Origin of the sequence: Methylomicrobium album BG8, from assembly GCF_000214275.2 — a bacterium.
Taxonomy (GTDB): Bacteria; Pseudomonadota; Gammaproteobacteria; order Methylococcales; family Methylomonadaceae; genus Methylomicrobium; species Methylomicrobium agile.
The window spans coordinates 3,297,087-3,313,374 of the sequence record NZ_CM001475.1; the positions used below are offsets into that span (position 1 = coordinate 3,297,087).

Here is a 16,288-nt window from a genome sequence, read left to right on the forward strand (position 1 = left end):
TGCGAATTAAGAGCTACATCAGTGTTACCCCATCAACTGTTTGCAGAGTAAATCCCCCCTGCCCCCCTTTTTCAAAGGGGGTAGTGTCTTACCTGCCCCCTTTTTTCAAAGGGGGGATGTCGTTTGGGTTATTATTGAAGCGACTCATACCTTCGCCCCCTTTGACAATGCCGCTTTCCCCCCTTTGAAAAAGGGGGGCAGGGGGGATTTTATCAGGCGGCTTTCACAGCCTTTAACTCTTAATCCGTATTTAACTACCCTTATATCCTGCCAACGGAGAAAAACAATGTCGCTGCAAATATTCCGCACCAAACGGATCGAGGCCGAGCAAGAATCGGATTACGGATTGAAACGCTGCCTGAGCAAGTGGGACCTTGCCTTTCTCGGCATCGGCGCCATCATCGGAACGGGGATTTTCGTGCTGACCGGCATTGCGGCCGCTACGCAATCCGGCCCCGCAGTCGTCCTGTCCTTTGTCATTGCCGGTTTTGCCTGCACCTTTGCGGCGCTGTCTTATGCAGAGCTCGCTGCGTCCGTAGGCGGCTGCGGCAGCGCCTACGGCTATAGCTACGCCGCGTTCGGCGAACTGATCGCCTGGATCATCGGCTGGGATTTATTGCTGGAGTACGGCATTTCGGTAGCCGCCGTCGCGAACGGCTGGGCGGGTTATTTCAACAATGCCCTGACCGCTATCGGCCTGGCGTTGCCGGAGTCCCTAACCAAGGCCCCCAAATTGGGCGGCCTGATCAATCTGCCGGCCTTCATGATCATTCTGGTCTTGATGCTTCTGTTGATCATCGGCGTCAAGCAAAGCGCAAAGGCCAATAATGCGATGGTCTTCGTAAAATTGATCACGATCGCGGTCTTCATTTCGGTTGCGGTATTCAACGTCAACCCCGCCCATTGGCAGCCGTTCATGCCTTTCGGCTGGTTCGAAACGCTGCCGGACGGCAAAACCACCGGCGTACTGGCCGGCGCGTCGATCGTTTTTTTTGCCTATGTCGGTTTCGACGCGGTCTCGACCGCCGCCGAAGAAGCCCGGAACCCGCAGCGTGACCTACCGTTCGGCATCGTTTCGTCGCTGGCGTTCTGCACGGTCGTCTATATCCTGGTCTCGGGGCTGTTGACCGGCGTCGTACCCTATACCGACCTGAACGTTTCTTCTCCGGTCGCCCACGCGCTCGAATTGATCGGCGTGAACTGGGCATCGGCGCTGATCTCGACCGGTGTCATCGCCGGGTTGACCACCGTGATGCTGGTGCTGTATTACGGACTGACGCGGATCATTTTCGCGATGTCCCGCGACGGACTGCTCTCGCCTTTTTTCTGCACCGTCAATCCGGCCACCCAAACCCCGGTACGGGTGATCGTAATCTGCGGGGTCATCATGGCATTCATCGCCGGATTCATGCCGCTGGGCGATCTGGCCGAACTCGTCAACATCGGCACATTGGCCGCGTTCGTGATCGTCTGCTTCGGCGTGATCGTGCTGCGCATCACCCAGCCGGAGATGAAACGCCCTTTCCGCACGCCTTTCACCCCACTGTTTCCGGTGCTGGGCATGATTTCGTGCGCCGCCCTGATGGCGTTCCTGCCGGCACTGACCTGGCTGCGGTTTTTCGTCTGGCTGGTGCTCGGCCTGATCATTTATTTCAGTTATTCCAAGTATCACAGCAAGATTGGGCAACTTGCCTAAATCAACCGACGATCAGTCAATTCAACCGCATACCTCGATGGAACCGTAAAACCGAAACGGAAGTTGTAGGCTACGCTGTGCGTACCTTTTCACCCCCAATGGTACGCACAGCGTACCCTACCGCGGTTTGTGCCCTTTGGAATATCACGATAAGCGCCCGGCGGCGGAACAAGAGGGAGACGTGATGATCGACCCAATCCTGAGTCATTCTACCGAGGTTTCACTTCTTCATTGACCGAAAGCCGGTAACCCACGCCGATCTCGGTCAGCAAATACCGCGGCCGCGCCGGATTGGCTTCCAGCTTATGGCGCAACTGGCCCATGTAGATGCGCAAATAATGTTGATCGTGAATATGTTCGGCCCCCCACACTTCCTGGAGTAATTGGCGATGCGTCACCACCGCCCCCGCATGGCGTACCAGCATGCTGAGCAGCCGGTATTCGATCGGGGTGATGCGCACTTCGTGATCGGACAAAAAGACCTGGCGCCGGGCCAAATCCACCTTCAAGCGGCCGGTTTCGAACACCTCCGTCGAGCCGAAACTTCGGGAGACGCGGCGCAGCAGAGCCTGCAGGCGCGCATGAAGTTCGCCGCTGCCGAAGGGTTTGGTCAGGTAGTCGTCCGCGCCGGCATCCAGCGCCATGATCTTGTTCTGCTCCTGGCTCCGGGCCGACAAAATCAGGATGGGCAAATCGGATAACTGCCTGAGGCGCCGCGTAACCGCGATGCCGTCCATGTCCGGCAAGCCCAGGTCGAGAATCACCAGATCGGGATTTTCGCTGTTCAGCAGTGCAAGGCCGGTTTTGGCGCAGTCGGCGTCCACCGTGCGCCATCCCCGGTGATTGAGGCTGGATTTCAAGAACCGCCGGGTTTGCAGATCGTCCTCGATGATCAGAATCAACTGTTCAGCCGTCATGACAGGTTCCCATGCACTTCAGATTCGACAAAGGAAGGCGGCTCGCGCAGCGGCAACGCGATAACGAACTCCGCGCCTTTGCCGGCACGGTTGCCGGCGTTAATGCGGCCTCCGTGCGCCTCGACAATCGCCTTGCACAGCGCCAAACCGAGGCCGACTCCGCTTTGACCGGATTCGACGGCGCCCCGGTAAAATTTCTCGAAGATTTTCATTTCCTGCCCTTTGGCAATTCCCGGACCGTAATCCGCGACGGTCAACCGGCAATAGCCGTCCTGAACTTGGCCGCAGATATCGATCGGGCTGCCCGCCGGGCTGTATTTGAGCGCGTTTTCGATCAGATTGGCCAGCACCTGCTCGATCAACACCGCATCGATCCACAGCAGCGGCAAATTGTCCGGCAACACCGTACGGACTGGCCGGTCCTGCAAATGCTTGTCCAGCCGGTTCAAGGCACTGCCGACGATCTCTTCGATGGCGTTCCAGTCCCGGTGCAGAATGATTTCACCTCTGCTGAGCCTGGCCATGTCCAGCAATTTGCCGGTCAACTCGGACATGCGCTGCGCCTCTTCCAGAACGATATGATTGAAATCCTGACGCTCCGAAGGTTCGAACTCGGCATCGTTCTCGATCAAGGTATTGGCGGCACCGATGATGCGCGTCAAAGGGGTGCGCAAATCGTGCGAAATGGAACTCAACAGCGCATTGCGCATCGCTTCCGTTTCGGCTTGCAGCGTCGCTTCTTTGGCCTGTGCGGCCAGTTGTAAACGTTCCAGCGTTTGCGCGATCAGATGGCAAAAAGTATCGAGAAAGGCGGCTCGCTCCGAAGATTGCTCAGCAAGCGGCTCGGCGGCCTGCATCATTAAAACGCCCTGCCAGGCGCGCGAACCTTTGAGGGGGTAATAGGCGATCGTGTTGTCCTGCTTGAATTGTCGCGCTTCAAATACCCGCTGCGCTTCGGCCAGGTCGATGCCGGTCAAAGACATGGGCAGAGGCAAACTCGACGGACGTTGCAAGCGGTTGTCGGCATCCACGCTTAACAGCACCGAGGCCGCGCCGAATTCATCGTGAATGTGCTCCACCGCGATCCGGCCGACACTTTCGTAATCCTGCGCAGCCAAAAGGTCCCCGCTCAAACGGTAGAGGGCGCTGGCGCGGATTTCCCGTTGCCAGGCCAGTTCCGCCTGAAGTTTGGATTTTTCCAGCAGGCTGCCGGTGACATTGGCCACCACGATCATCACGGTCAAGCCGATCATGTTCTCCAGATCGTGAATCGCAAACGAAAAAATAGGCCGGGCAAAATAAAACGCAAACAAGGGCGCAGTGAGCAGCGAGGCGATCAGAGACGGTCCGCGGCCGCAGCGGCTGGCAACCAGGAAGACCCCAAGCAGATAAGTCATCAAAATGCCGGCCTGCCCCACCCAATGCCGCAGCGGCCAATCGATCAGCGTACAGAGAAAGGGAGCGGCCACACCCCAGGCATAACTCCGTATTTGCTGCATGCCGGGTGCGCCGAAAGCGGCTGCGTTTTCCAGACTTGGACGATGCTGGCTTGGCACCCTGACTCCCGCTCGATGGCTAGCCGCCGGTTCAGAACGATCCGGCATTGAGCAGAAAGTGCACCCCGATACTGGCGAAATAACCCAGCAAGATGACCGGGCACCATTTCAGGTGACTGCTGAAAGTGTACAATCCTTTGGCTTGCCCCAACAGGCCGATGGCCGGCGCCGAACCGATCGCCAGCAGACTGCCGCCGACGCCCAGCGTCAAGGTCAACAGCAGCCACTGGCCTTGAGGAATATCCGGATGCATGGTCAGTACCGCAAACATCAACGTACCGTTATCAACGAAAGCCGAAGACAGGCCGACCATGATATTCGCCAAAGTCGGGCTGAACTGACCGTAGAGCACTTGTGAAATCGTGTCCAAATAACCGATAAAGCCCAAACCGCCGATGCCCATCATCGCTCCATAGAAAAACAATAAAGTGTCCCATTCCAACCGGCCGACCTTTTCGAAAATATCGAAACGCGTGTCCTCGCTCCGGGAATTGGCGCCATCCGCGTTGAAAAACAGGGCGAACTCGACATTGTACCGGCCTTTTACATGATAAGATTTCTGCAGGAAATAATAAAAAAACTGCAACAAAGTCAAACCCGCCATCATGCCGGCCGCGGCCGGCAAACCCAGCGCCGTATCGAAACTGACCGCCAGAACAATCGTTACCCCGAACAAAAAAATGACCCGCTTGGCCCCGCGCTGCAAATGAATCTCCGCATTTTCCGCGGAGGGTTTGTCTTTCGGCAAAGCGAAATGCATCAGCGCGGCCGGCAGCAGAAAATTTACCAAGCACGGAAGGAATAACTTGAAAAACTGGGTAAAACCCAACATGCCGTGCTGCCAGACGAACAGCGTCGAAATGCCCCCGAGCGGGCTGAACGTTCCTCCCGCATTGGTCGCAACGACAATGTTCAAACAGGCGAGCGAGGCGAAGCGGGGATTGTTTTTGCCGACCGCCACCACGACGGTTCCCATCAATAGCCCGGCGGTCAGGCCGTTGACCACGCTGGACAGCAGGAATACCAGTCCTCCCGTCAGCCAGAATAATTGCCGATAGCTTAAATTTTTACTGACCAGCCAAACTTTCAGGGCGTGAAAAATGCCCATATCCTCCATCGAGTTCAGATAAGTCATCGAGACCATAATGAATAAAAGCAACTCTATATAGGCTTGCAGGTTGCTCTTAAAGGCGGTCAGGGCGGGCAGACTGCTGCCGTGTTGCTGGTAGACGAGAGAAATGACGAACCAGATGAGCGCTGCCGCCAACAGCATCGGCTTGGATTTGCGCAATTCGATGACGTCTTCGAGCATGGCTGCGACATAAGCGGTGACCATCACGACGAGGGAAAAATAACCGGCCCAATGATGGGTCAAGTCGATATGAAAGGATGGCGCCGCTTCCGCCGCGGGCTGGGCGAATCCAAGCCCGGGAAATAACAAGGAGGCCAGGCCCAAAAGGCGCACAATGAAAAGCAACATGCTCTCTCCGATGGTGATTGAAGAAAAGCCTTCGAAACCGCTCCATTCCTTAGCCGTTTCGCAAGACGCGCAAATTGTATTTTTCGGCGCGTAAAAAAAGCGTAAAGAGCTTTGTTAAAAGCCGATTTTGGCGAGGGTGATTACCGGCGGATTTCTATATTTCGGTCAGCCAATAAAACTGGTAAGGGGGCAGCACGATCCGGCGGTCGTACTGGGCCGGACTTCTGCCGCTGTATAAATCGATGAACCGGGCATAAAGATTTACGCCTTTGCCGCTGATCGTCTCGAGGTCGAGATATTGGGGATGGGCATCGAAATTGGCGACCACCAGCACCCGCTCCGACGGACGCTGGTGGTTGAAACGGATAAAGCAGAGCAAATGCCGATTGTTGACGTCCAGCAGTTCCCGGTTGTTGAAATCCGCAAAAGCGGACGTTTCCTTGCGTATGGCGATCATTTTTTTGATCGCGTTGAAAATGGCGTACTCGACCGTCCCCTGTTTTTTCCGCAGCTCGGCGCGCTGCCAGTTGATTTTAGGGCGGTGGATCCACCGATTGTCCGAGCTTTTGCTGGGGTCGTCGCGATAACTGTAGTCGTTGACGACGCCAAGGGCGTCGCCGCTGTAGAGCAGCGGAATGCCGCCGAAAGACAGAATCAGGCTATGCAACAACACGATTCTGTCGATCGCGGACGCCGCCATTGCCTGATCACCGCTCTCCAGCGCCGATTCCAGCCCGGCCAGGGACGCCAGTGAGCCGCAAATGCGCGCGTCCCCCGTTTCGTCGTTGCGCATGAACACCAGCCCCCGCGCCGGCGAATGATCGAACTGGCCGCTGAAATAATCGATCAGAAACCGGCGGTGGGCATAAGGTTCGTAGCCGGCGGCCCTGATGTCGTTATCGTCGAAACCGAAACCGATGTCGTCATGGCAGCGCACATAGTTGAGCCAGGTCGCCCGTTCCAGTTTGGCGGGCAGATTTTTCACGCCTTGGTAGAGCAGCTTGGCGTTCTTGGTGGCGACCGCGTCCCAGAGCAGCGCCATCAAGGTGGCGTTGTAAGCGATTTCGCATTCCTTGGCGATGATCGCGTCTTCGCCGAAATATTTGATCACCTCGACCGGCGCGACGATCGCTTCGGCAATGAACAATACGCCGGGGGCGGTCACTTGGCAGCAGTCCTTCATCAACTGCAGAATCAGGTGCGCGTTGCGTTCGTTCTGGCAGGTGGTGCCGATTTTTTTCCACAGGAAGGCGACGGCGTCCAGCCGCAGAATGTCGACGCCCTGATTGGCCCAGAACAGAATAATGTCGAGCATTTCGATGAAAACCGCAGGATTGCTGTAATTCAAGTCCCACTGGTAGTCGTGGAACACGGTCATCACCCACTTTTGCATGCCCGCGTTCCAGGTGAAATTGCCCGGCGCGCTTTCGGGAAAAATTTCCGGCAGGGTCTGTTCGAACATGTCGGGAATTTCCCGGTTGTCGAAAACGAAATAATAATCCTGATACCGACGCTCTCCGGCGACCGCTTTTTTGGCCCATGCGTGCTCGTCGGACGTATGGTTGAGCACGATGTCCAGCACCAGCAGGATATCGCGTTTCCTGAATTCTTCCGCCACGCGGCGGAAATCTTCCATGTTGCCGAGGCGGTCGTCGATCCGGCGGAAGTCGCTGACCGCATAGCCGCCGTCGCTCTTTCCGGGAGGGCACATCAGAATCGGCATGATGTGCACCATGTTGATGCCCAGCTCCTGAAAATAAGGCGTTTTATCGGCCAGGTCGTTCAGGTTTTCGGCAAATCCGTTGGTATACAGCCCCAGGCCGACCCATTTCTGGGACAGGAACCAGTTGTGGTCCGATTCGCGCTCGATGTCGACGCGCTCCAGTTCCGGGGAACGGTCGATGTAGCCCTTGGCCATCGTTTCCACCAGCCGCAGCATTTGCGTCTTGAAATCGTCGCGGTGCCCGTAGAGCGTGTCAAACAGCGAATAGATCGCGTAAAAATTGGCGCCCAGGCGAGTGTAAAAATGCCGCAGATCCTGACGCCTGATTTCAGGCTTCAAATCGTCGAGGATGGCATTCAGGAGAGAGTGGGAAACTTGTTCGTACATGGTCTCAGTTCCATTCGTCGATGAACGCGCGGTAAAACGCTTTCTCGGCAACCGTGGCCCCGCGCCTGCCGACCAGCGCGCCGGCAAAGGACTGCGCCCGTTCCAGGGTGAGTTCCAAAGGCCATTGCCGGTTCAACCCCAACAAAAGCAGCGCCACGAACGCGTCGCCGGCGCCTACCGTATCCACCACGGCGGTGCCGGCCGCAGGCTGTACGGCCACGAAACGCTCCCGCCTGTCCCAGGCGACCGCGCCTTTCCCGCCGCGGGTCACCACCAGCGTCTCCAGGTCGAACAGCTCGTAAAACGCCACCATGGCCGCTTCCAGCCCGCCCCTGCTTTCGGGGCACAGTTCGGCCAGCTCGGCCTCGTTGAGTTTGACCCAATCCGCGCCGTCGAGCAACGCCCGCAGAATTTCCCTGTCCCACCAGGGCGGCCGCAGATTGACGTCGACGAAAACTTTGCCCCGGTGCCTGGCCTTGACGGCCTGCAGCGCCGCCCGCGCGACCGGGTTCCGGACGGCCAGCGAACCGTGATACAAAACGCCCTCTGTGGTTTTATCTGCGAGCGATCCGGCGGCGATAAAGTCGTAGGCGGCGTCGGGAACGATCTCATAATGCGGTTCGCCGTCCCTGATCGACACCCGGACGCTGCCGGTAGGACGATCGCGGTCGATTTGCAGGTCCGCGCGGCTCATGCCCCAGGCTTCCATCGAGGCGGCGATTTCGCGCCCCGGCGGATCGTCGCCGATGCGGCTGATGAAGCGGGGCGATTGTCCGAGTGCCTGCAGATGCCAGGCCACGTTGAACGGCGCGCCGCCGAGGGCTCGGCTGCCGTCGGGAAAATGGTCGAAAAGCACTTCGCCGAAAACATGGATAGGCGGGTTATCGTTCATTGTCTTCTTTCATCCAAAGCACTGCGTCAGGGTGATAATGGGCGACGCCCTCCAGGATCCCCGCGCTGTAATTGCCGTTCATACCCAGGAATCCGCCCCGGGCCCGATAAAATGCGTTCGTCGATCCCTGTTTCGCCGCCAGCCTTTCGGCCTTCTCGACCACGTCGGCGGCGGCGTTGGCGACCAGGACGGAGCGGATCGGGCTGACGATCACCGGCAGGTCGTTGCCGCTGTCGCCGGCATAAACCGTATCGGCCACGGCGAAAGCCTGATGCCGCATTAAAAATTCGACCGCATGCAGTTTGGTCGCCCGCGCGGGCAACACATCCAGGAGACCGGTACCCGTTTGTTCGTCGACGCTGTGGATCAGGCCGGCCGTCAGGTTGCTTGCGCACAGGCGCCGCCCCATTTCCTGCTGTAGCGCCTCCGCGTCTATGTAGGGCGGCAGGTAATAGCTGAGTTTATAACGGTTCTGCTTGGCTTCTTCCTGCAGGCACAAGTCCGGCAGATCGGCGAACAAAGGCCGCAAATCCTTCGCTTCCAGGCCGCGCCAATCGCTGCCGATATCCTGCTCCCATTCGGGCCAGTGCCGCCATATTCCTCTCCGGACACGGTAAATCGTGGTGCCGACGTCGCCGATGACCCAGTCGGGCAGCGGCAGCGCATAGTCCCGGATCGCCTCTTCGACCAACGCCCGATGCCTGCCGCTGACATAAGCCAGCATCACTTCGGGCCGCGCCGCCAGGCACGCGAAACGCTCACGGGCGCCGGGCGATTCCGGCTGGCGGCCGTTCGGCAATAAAGTCCGATCCAGGTCGGTGCAAATCAGGAGACGTTTAAGCATGAGCTTGCGTATCCCCAGGCTAATGGCCAAAAAAGTCATAATGTTCGATCGCTTCGAGCAGCCCCAAAGCATAGGGGTGTTCGGCAAAATAAACATGCTCCTGATCGCCGAGCGCCGCTAACTCCGCGCGATTGTCATTGGCGGCCACGACGCCGAGGGTGTTACCGCGCAGCATGTCTTCGTCGGCTCCGGAGCCGCCCATCACCAGAATCCGTTCGAGAGGAATCTGCCATTGCCGGGCGATATAGCGCAGCGCGTTGCCCTTGGAGGCCCTCGCCGGAACCAGGTCGAAAAACTTGCCGAACGAAAGCGTGGGATTGACCGACACTTCATGCTGACGCAGCACCATCAAAATGTCTTCCATCGGCGGTGCGGCGGCACTGTCGTAGTGGTAAGACAGCTTGAAGCGGCTTTGCTCGGCTTTGGCCGGCACCAGGCCGGGGATGCCGGGGAGCTCGCCGATGATCCGGCGCAGGGCCTGGGGCGTCCATAAATGGTCGATGTGATGCGTCCAGGCGATGTCGGCAATCAGTTGCGGCGCGTAATAGATTTCGGTGCCGAGACTGGTGATCAGGATATCCGGCGTCGGGATCCGGTATTTTTTCAATACCGCCAGCGCCGAATCCAGCCGCCGCCAGGTGGCGATGCCGAACAGGAATTTTTTGCGTTTGTCCTGGACGAACTTGATGAACTGTTCCAAGGCTTCCGTATCGCCCAACAGGGTTCGGTCGAGTGCGGTAAAAATGGCGCGCGTCCGAAAGCGGCCGGCCATCGCGACCGGTGGGGTTTTCGGCAGCCTGTCCCTCCCCTCCGTCAAAGGCTGGATGCGCCGCAAATAGGTCTGGGCATGGGTGTTCCAGGCATAACGCCGGCGAATGTTTTGCAGGCCGTTGGAGGAAAATGCCTTCCAGATTTTCGGATGCTTGAGAATCGTCAACAAGGCTTCGGCAATCGCCGATTTATCCAGGGGATCGACCAGCAAGCCGTTGCGGCAGTTACCGATGATGTCGACCGGCCCGCCGTTTTCCGTGGAGACCAGCGGTAGCCCGCTCGCAGCCGCTTCCAATAGCGTCAGGCCGAAAGGCTCGGTCAGGGCCGGATTGATGAAAACCCCTTTCGAAGCGGCCGCGAGCCTATAGATCTCGGCGACCTCGCCGGCATGGTGATGTTTCGGCAACGCCACGCGCCCGTACAGATCGTAACGGTCCATCACCAGCAGCAATTCGGTCAAGACCGCTTGCGCGCCTTCGTTCATTTCCCGGATGTCCCCGCGGTTGCCGGCAATGATCACGAGATTGGCCGCCTCCTGCAGACGCGGCGACTCGCCGAAGGCCTCCAACAGTCCGACGATGTTCTTCCGTTCGTCCGGCCGGGACAGCGCCAGGATCATCGGCTTCTCCGGCGCGTGCAAAAACTTTTCCAGGACCTTGGCAAACGCGATTGCTTCGCCGGCGGAGGCCGGCGGATGAAACTGTTCGAGGTCGATACCGGGCGGTATGATCACCATTTTTTCCGGCGTATAGCAGTCGTAAAGCTCGTACTGTTCCACGATTTCGTTTTGCGTGCTGGTGATGACCAGATCGGCGTTGGTCAAGGCGTCTTCTTCGGCGCCGATACGGCAGGAAATATGATAACGCTGCTCGATTTCCGCCATCGAAGCCCCCTGGGCCAGGAGGCGGCGGCGCTTGTCCCGCCCCAGGGAATGACCGGTATGAACAAGCGGCAACCCCGTCAGATGCGCCAGCCGGACGCCCACATAGCCGGCATCCGCATAATGGCTGTGCAGAATATCCGGCAGACGGGGCTGCTTGTGGAGCCAGCCGAGCAGATTGTCGGCAAAACAGTCCAGATGGTCCCAAAGCTCTTCTTTCCGGATATAGCCTTCGGGACCCGCCGCGATGCGGACGATCCGGGCATTGTCCGCCAAGGGCTCGATCGCCTCCGCATAATCGTGCGCAACCTCGCTGTCGATGATGCGTCGGGTCACCAAATCGACGCGCCCGACTTCCGGCTGTTTCGCCAGGGCTTCCGCCAGCTCGACGACATATTTGGTTTGCCCGCCGGTATCCGCATCGCGCCCCAACTCCAGGTCGCGGCCGCGAATCAGGCCGTGCACGCTGATCAGTACGAGATACAGCGGTTCGCTTTTTTTGTTTTTGGTCATTTCTTTCTACTGTCGATCCCGTTGACAAAACGGTGGCCAGTAAGGCGCCGCCCGCTCGGCGGCTATAAACTGTAAACTGCCTGCGCCTGTAGGCTGTCGGACTTCTCCGGGAAGTTGTCCGGCTTCGGCAGCTACCGGTATGCCGCCCGCAGCAATAAATCTTCGAAGGTGTAAAATCCGTTACCGCAAACGGATAAATGGGAAAGGGCGAAAGCGGCGCCCGCACCGAAAGCCTCGCGCCTAATCGACGAATGGGCCAACCGTACGGTCTGGTGGGGGAAGCCGAAAATCACTTCATGCTCGCCGACAATCCCGCCGAGCCTCAATGAAGTGACTTGATTCTTCCGCAAACCCAGATTTTCCGCAATCTTTAATGCCGTACCCGAAACTTCGGGTTTTTCCTTGAAATGCTGCTCGATGATTTCCACATCCGCGAAAGGCGCGGCCTTGCGCAACAGGTTCGCCGCCATCATCAGGAGATTGATTCCCAGAGTGATGTTGGGAGAGCACATGACGCGCGCGCTCTGCGCCAGACTGCGGATATAAGCCAGATCGCTTTCGGAATAGGAAGAAATCGCGCTCACCAGCATCATGCCTCGTTTACGGACCAGTTCTCCGTACCGATGGACGGCTTTCGCCGAAGAGAAATCCACAATGGCATCGACCGGATAACTGTCGAACAGCCGCTCGAACGATTGGCGCTCCATGCCGAAAATGGGAACGGCAGTGTCCGGATGCGTTTGAACGCCTTCACTGACGGTGCTCCGGGCAATCCAGCACAGTTCGAAACGCGAATCCGAGCTAAAAACATTGGCAACGGCTTTACCCGTTTTACCGTAACCGATCAGACCGATTCGTATTTTATGGATCAAGAAGAATCTCCTTTGGTACACATCCTCCCGGAAATTGCCGCAACATCAAAGCCAAACTATTGATAAATAGGCAACTTTCAAGCGGGTGATCGTTGTAACAGTGGTTTGTGCCAATCGGGATGGTAGCACGATAATGAAGAGCAGGCCAAACTCGTGCCCTTTTGCAAACGGCTTGAATTACGCTAGTCATGGCGTCTAAAAGTGCGGAAGTCGGGCATTTCCGGCGAATTCGCACGCGGAAAAATATCGAAAAAATATTGGTCACCGATTGCTTTCTCCTTTAAACTTCGGTCCCATCGATCGTCATTAACCTCTTCCGGAGTGCCGCCATGGAAGCCTATCCTTCCGAACTTCTGCTGATTGCCTTCGCCGCGATGCTCGCGCCGCTCCTGGCCGAACTGCCCACCGGCTTCCGCTTGCCCGTCGTGGTTCTCGAAGTCATGCTGGGGATCCTGATAGGTCCTCACATGCTCCACCTGGCCAGTCCGGACGGCATGATCGCGACGATGGCGGAACTCGGTCTGGCGTTTCTTTTGTTCATGGTGGGGCTTGAGATCGACTTTGACAAGATCCGCGGCAGACCTGCGGTATTGGCGATCGGCGGCTGGTTTCTTTCGCTGTTCGTGGCCCTGGCCTGCATGTTCATTTTCAGCATGATCGGGTTGATTCAAGCGCCGCCGTTACTCGCCGCGGTCGCCTTGTCCACCACCGCGTTGGGAGTCCTGGCCCCGATCCTGCGCGACCGGGGAGAACTGGATTCCGCCTTCGGCACTTATATGGTGGCCGCCGCCGCAGCCGGCGAATTCGGCCCGTTGATGATCATTTCGCTGCTGCTGATTCCCACGCACGACACGTTCCTGCACGGGCTGTTCATGGTGACGTTCATCATTATCGCTTTTATCGCGGCGAATCTCGCCCTGAATGCGCGTTCGATGCGCTTGATCGAAATGATGAAGCGCACCATGCAAAGCAGCGGCCAGCTTCCGGTGCGGATTTGCATACTGCTGCAGATTCTGTTCGTCGCGCTCGCCGCCGAATTCGGCCTGAATATCGTGATGGGCGCTTTTGCGGCCGGCATAGTGGCAGGACTCGTCATTAAAGGGAAACAAGGGGAATTGCTGCTGCAAAAACTGGACGCCATCGGTTACGGCTTTCTGATCCCCATCTTCTTTATCGTCGCGGGCATGAATTTCGATGTCAGCGCCTTATGGTCCGCGCCGTTGGCGCCGTTGCAAGTGGCGTTGCTGTCCGGCTTGCTGGTCCTGGTGCGCGGCGTTCCGCTCGTACTTTACAAGAAGGAACTGACTCCCGATGAGCGGCTGCCTTTCGCGTTTTACTCGGCCACGGGACTCCCGCTGATCGTGATCATCAGCGAAATCGGCGTTTCCTCGGGGCTCATGCAGCCGGACAGGGCGGCGATCCTGGTCAGCGCCGGCATGGTTTCGGTTTTGCTGTTCCCTATTCTCGCCGTAAAACTGCGCGGAAAATTCAGTTTGTTTCACCAACCATAAAAAACCAAAGATGAAACGGATCACGCAGCCTCCGCTTTAACCCCGCGGGGGAACGCGAAGCCTTGGCGGGCGCGGTTAATCACATGACGCACAAGCCGCAATTTTATATAATAAACCCAGTATTTCTGTCGATTATACTTATCGGGTTATGGATTCTTACATTGTGTTCTGCTTGTTTTCTTTCGCTCTTCTCTCCTATTCTTACTTACTCAACCATTGCTGCCGGAACCGCAGAACCAAAGCCGCAACGCGTCTTCCGCCGCTTTGCAAAGCCATCCTAACCGTGTTCGGACTGCTCCTGCCCACTCTCTCGTTTGCAATCGACCAGACGGGCGAAACCAGCGCCGACCAATCATTGAACTTGACTCATCATTGGGGCGGCTATTTGGTTGTATTGCTGTTTGTGATCGCCTACATCCTTGCGATGCTCGAAGAGATCACCGATCTGCGCAAATCGAAACCGATGGTGTTTGCGGCCAGTCTGATCTGGGTGATCATCGCCGGCATCTATGCACACGGCGATATGACCGCACAGGCCGGGGCCGCTTTCCGCACCACGCTGGAAGCGTACGCCGAACTGTTTTTGTTCATTCTAGTGTCGATGAGCTACCTGAATGCGATGGAAGACCGCGGCGTATTCGAACGCCTGCGGGTCTGGCTGTTGAATAAAGGCTTCAACTACCGGCAATTGTTCTGGATTACCGGCTTTCTTTCATTTTTCATTTCTTCCGCCTGTAATAACCTGACCACGGCGCTCCTGATGGGGTCGGTCATTTTGGCGATGGGTAAGGACAACCGGCGTTTCGTCTCGCTGTCCTGCGTGAATGTGGTCGTGGCGACGAATGCCGGCGGCTCGTTCAGCCCTTTCGGGGACATCACGACGCTGCTGGTCTGGCAGAGAGGCGTCGTACCTTTTGCGGACTTCTTTTCGCTGCTGATCCCGGCGCTGGTCAATTTCATCGTGCCGGCCGCGCTGATGTATTTCTGGATCCCGGAGGCCTGTCCCGTTCCGATCGAAGAGTCGCAACCGATGAAGCGCGGCGGTATCGCGATCATCGTCCTGTTCATCCTGACGATCATGACTTCGGCCTGCTTCGAGAACTTCCTGCACCTACCGCCGACCGCCGGCATGATGATGGGTCTGACTTATCTGAAATTCTTCAGCTATTACCTGCAAAAAATCCCTGCTGGCCTCATTCATTCTCAAAAAGACACTGAAGAATACCAGCTCGAAATGCAAGCCGAAAGAGATCTGGCGGTCAAAGACCTGACCGTAGTCAAGGAAGGCTATATCGATTATTTCGGCCCGATGAAGATCATGCACCGGATGGAAAAATGGGAGCATGACCGGGAAGAACAACTGAACGAACCTTTCGACGTATTTACCAAGGTCGCCAATCTCGAATGGGATACCCTGCTGTTTTTCTACGGCGTGATGGTGGCGGTCGGCGGACTCAGCTTTATCGGTTATCTGGAACTGACTTCGCAGTATCTGTACACCGGCATGGACCCGACCATCGCGAACATTCTGGTCGGCTTCGCTTCCGCGTTCGTCGACAACGGCACGATCATGCTTGCGGTGCTGACCATGGCGCCGGATATTTCGCAGGGGCAATGGCTGCTGGTCACCTTGACCGCCGGGGTCGGCGGCAGCATGCTGGCGGTCGGCTCGGCCGCCGGCGTCGGGCTGATGGGGCAAACCAAAGGCCTGTACACGTTCACCAGCCATTTAAAGTGGACGCCGGCGATCGTTTTGGGATTTTTCGCGAGTATCGGCGCCCATTTCCTGATCAACGGGCATTATTTCATAGAGTAACCGTCCCCGCGGCGCCGGATCGTTCAAGCCGGCGCCACGGCCGATTTGCCAGGAAAGGTAGCCTTGCCGTTCGGTTAACCGCAGCGGAGCCATACTATCAACGCAGCCAGGGCGGCCTTTGGGGAAGAAGACTTCAATGCGAATTAAGCACTGTCCCCACCCACTATTTGCAGAGCAAATCCCCCCTACCCTCTTTTTCAAAGGGGGGATGTCGTCTTCCCGTTTGCGAAATGAGTGAAGCACTGGGGCCCCTTTTTTTCAAAGGAAGATGTCGTTTTGGCCACGGTTGAAGCGACTCCTGCCCTCGCCCCTTTGAGCATGCCGCTTTCCGCCTTTGAAAAAGGAATGCCGCTCCCCCCTTTGAAAAAGGGGGGATAGGGGGGATTTTATATAGGCTGCTTTCACAGCATAACAACCTTTAGGAAGCTCT

Annotated in this window: 11 protein-coding genes; 3 read left to right on the forward strand and 8 right to left on the reverse strand. The window is 57.3% G+C overall.

What is annotated here, in order from left to right; all coding sequences use genetic code 11:
• The first annotated feature begins 286 nt into the window (after positions 1-286).
• Positions 287-1,696: an amino acid permease gene (locus METAL_RS14180; protein WP_005373319.1), complete on the forward strand. Its 1,410-nt coding sequence runs from the start codon at positions 287-289 to the stop codon at positions 1,694-1,696.
• 209 nt (positions 1,697-1,905) lie between these two features.
• Here METAL_RS14180 and METAL_RS14185 read toward each other — a convergent pair whose 3' ends face one another.
• The 8 genes from METAL_RS14185 to METAL_RS14220 all read right to left on the reverse strand — a co-directional run bounded on the left by METAL_RS14185 (position 1,906) and on the right by METAL_RS14220 (position 12,531).
• Positions 1,906-2,613, reverse strand: coding sequence for a response regulator (locus METAL_RS14185; protein ID WP_005373321.1), 708 nt, complete (start codon positions 2,611-2,613; stop codon positions 1,906-1,908).
• A complete protein-coding gene (locus METAL_RS14190; protein ID WP_245549384.1) occupies positions 2,610-4,169 on the reverse strand; it encodes a DUF4118 domain-containing protein in 1,560 nt (519 codons plus the stop codon). The genes METAL_RS14185 and METAL_RS14190 overlap by 4 nt, the downstream gene beginning before the upstream one ends.
• Positions 4,170-4,200: 31 nt before the next feature.
• Positions 4,201-5,649, reverse strand: coding sequence for a sodium:proton antiporter NhaD (gene nhaD, locus METAL_RS14195; protein WP_005373325.1), 1,449 nt, complete (start codon positions 5,647-5,649; stop codon positions 4,201-4,203).
• Positions 5,650-5,803: 154 nt separating this feature from the next.
• Positions 5,804-7,759, reverse strand: coding sequence for an alpha-amylase family glycosyl hydrolase (locus METAL_RS14200; protein ID WP_005373327.1), 1,956 nt, complete (start codon positions 7,757-7,759; stop codon positions 5,804-5,806).
• Positions 7,760-7,763: 4 nt separating this feature from the next.
• Entirely contained in the window at positions 7,764-8,651 is an 888-nt protein-coding gene (locus tag METAL_RS14205; protein ID WP_005373329.1) for a carbohydrate kinase family protein, read from the reverse strand.
• Positions 8,641-9,495: an HAD-IIB family hydrolase gene (locus METAL_RS14210; RefSeq protein WP_031429566.1), complete on the reverse strand. Its 855-nt coding sequence runs from the start codon at positions 9,493-9,495 to the stop codon at positions 8,641-8,643. The genes METAL_RS14205 and METAL_RS14210 overlap by 11 nt, the downstream gene beginning before the upstream one ends.
• A 19-nt stretch (positions 9,496-9,514) precedes the next feature.
• Complete coding sequence (locus METAL_RS14215; RefSeq protein WP_005373332.1) at positions 9,515-11,659, reverse strand: HAD family hydrolase; 2,145 nt, start codon at positions 11,657-11,659, stop codon at positions 9,515-9,517.
• Positions 11,660-11,790: 131 nt separating this feature from the next.
• Positions 11,791-12,531 (reverse strand): dihydrodipicolinate reductase C-terminal domain-containing protein, encoded by a 741-nt coding sequence (locus METAL_RS14220; protein WP_005373335.1) that lies wholly within the window; start codon positions 12,529-12,531, stop codon positions 11,791-11,793.
• 329 nt (positions 12,532-12,860) lie between these two features.
• Between METAL_RS14220 and METAL_RS14225 the strand changes: the two genes are divergently transcribed.
• Together METAL_RS14225 and nhaD (METAL_RS14230) are read left to right on the forward strand one after the other, a co-directional pair.
• Positions 12,861-14,042 carry a cation:proton antiporter gene (locus METAL_RS14225; RefSeq protein WP_005373336.1) on the forward strand — a complete coding sequence of 394 codons (1,182 nt, stop codon included), beginning with the start codon at positions 12,861-12,863 and terminating at the stop codon, positions 14,040-14,042.
• Between the two features lie 148 nt (positions 14,043-14,190).
• Complete coding sequence (gene nhaD, locus METAL_RS14230; protein WP_005373338.1) at positions 14,191-15,858, forward strand: sodium:proton antiporter NhaD; 1,668 nt, start codon at positions 14,191-14,193, stop codon at positions 15,856-15,858.
• Positions 15,859-16,288: the final 430 nt, after the last annotated feature.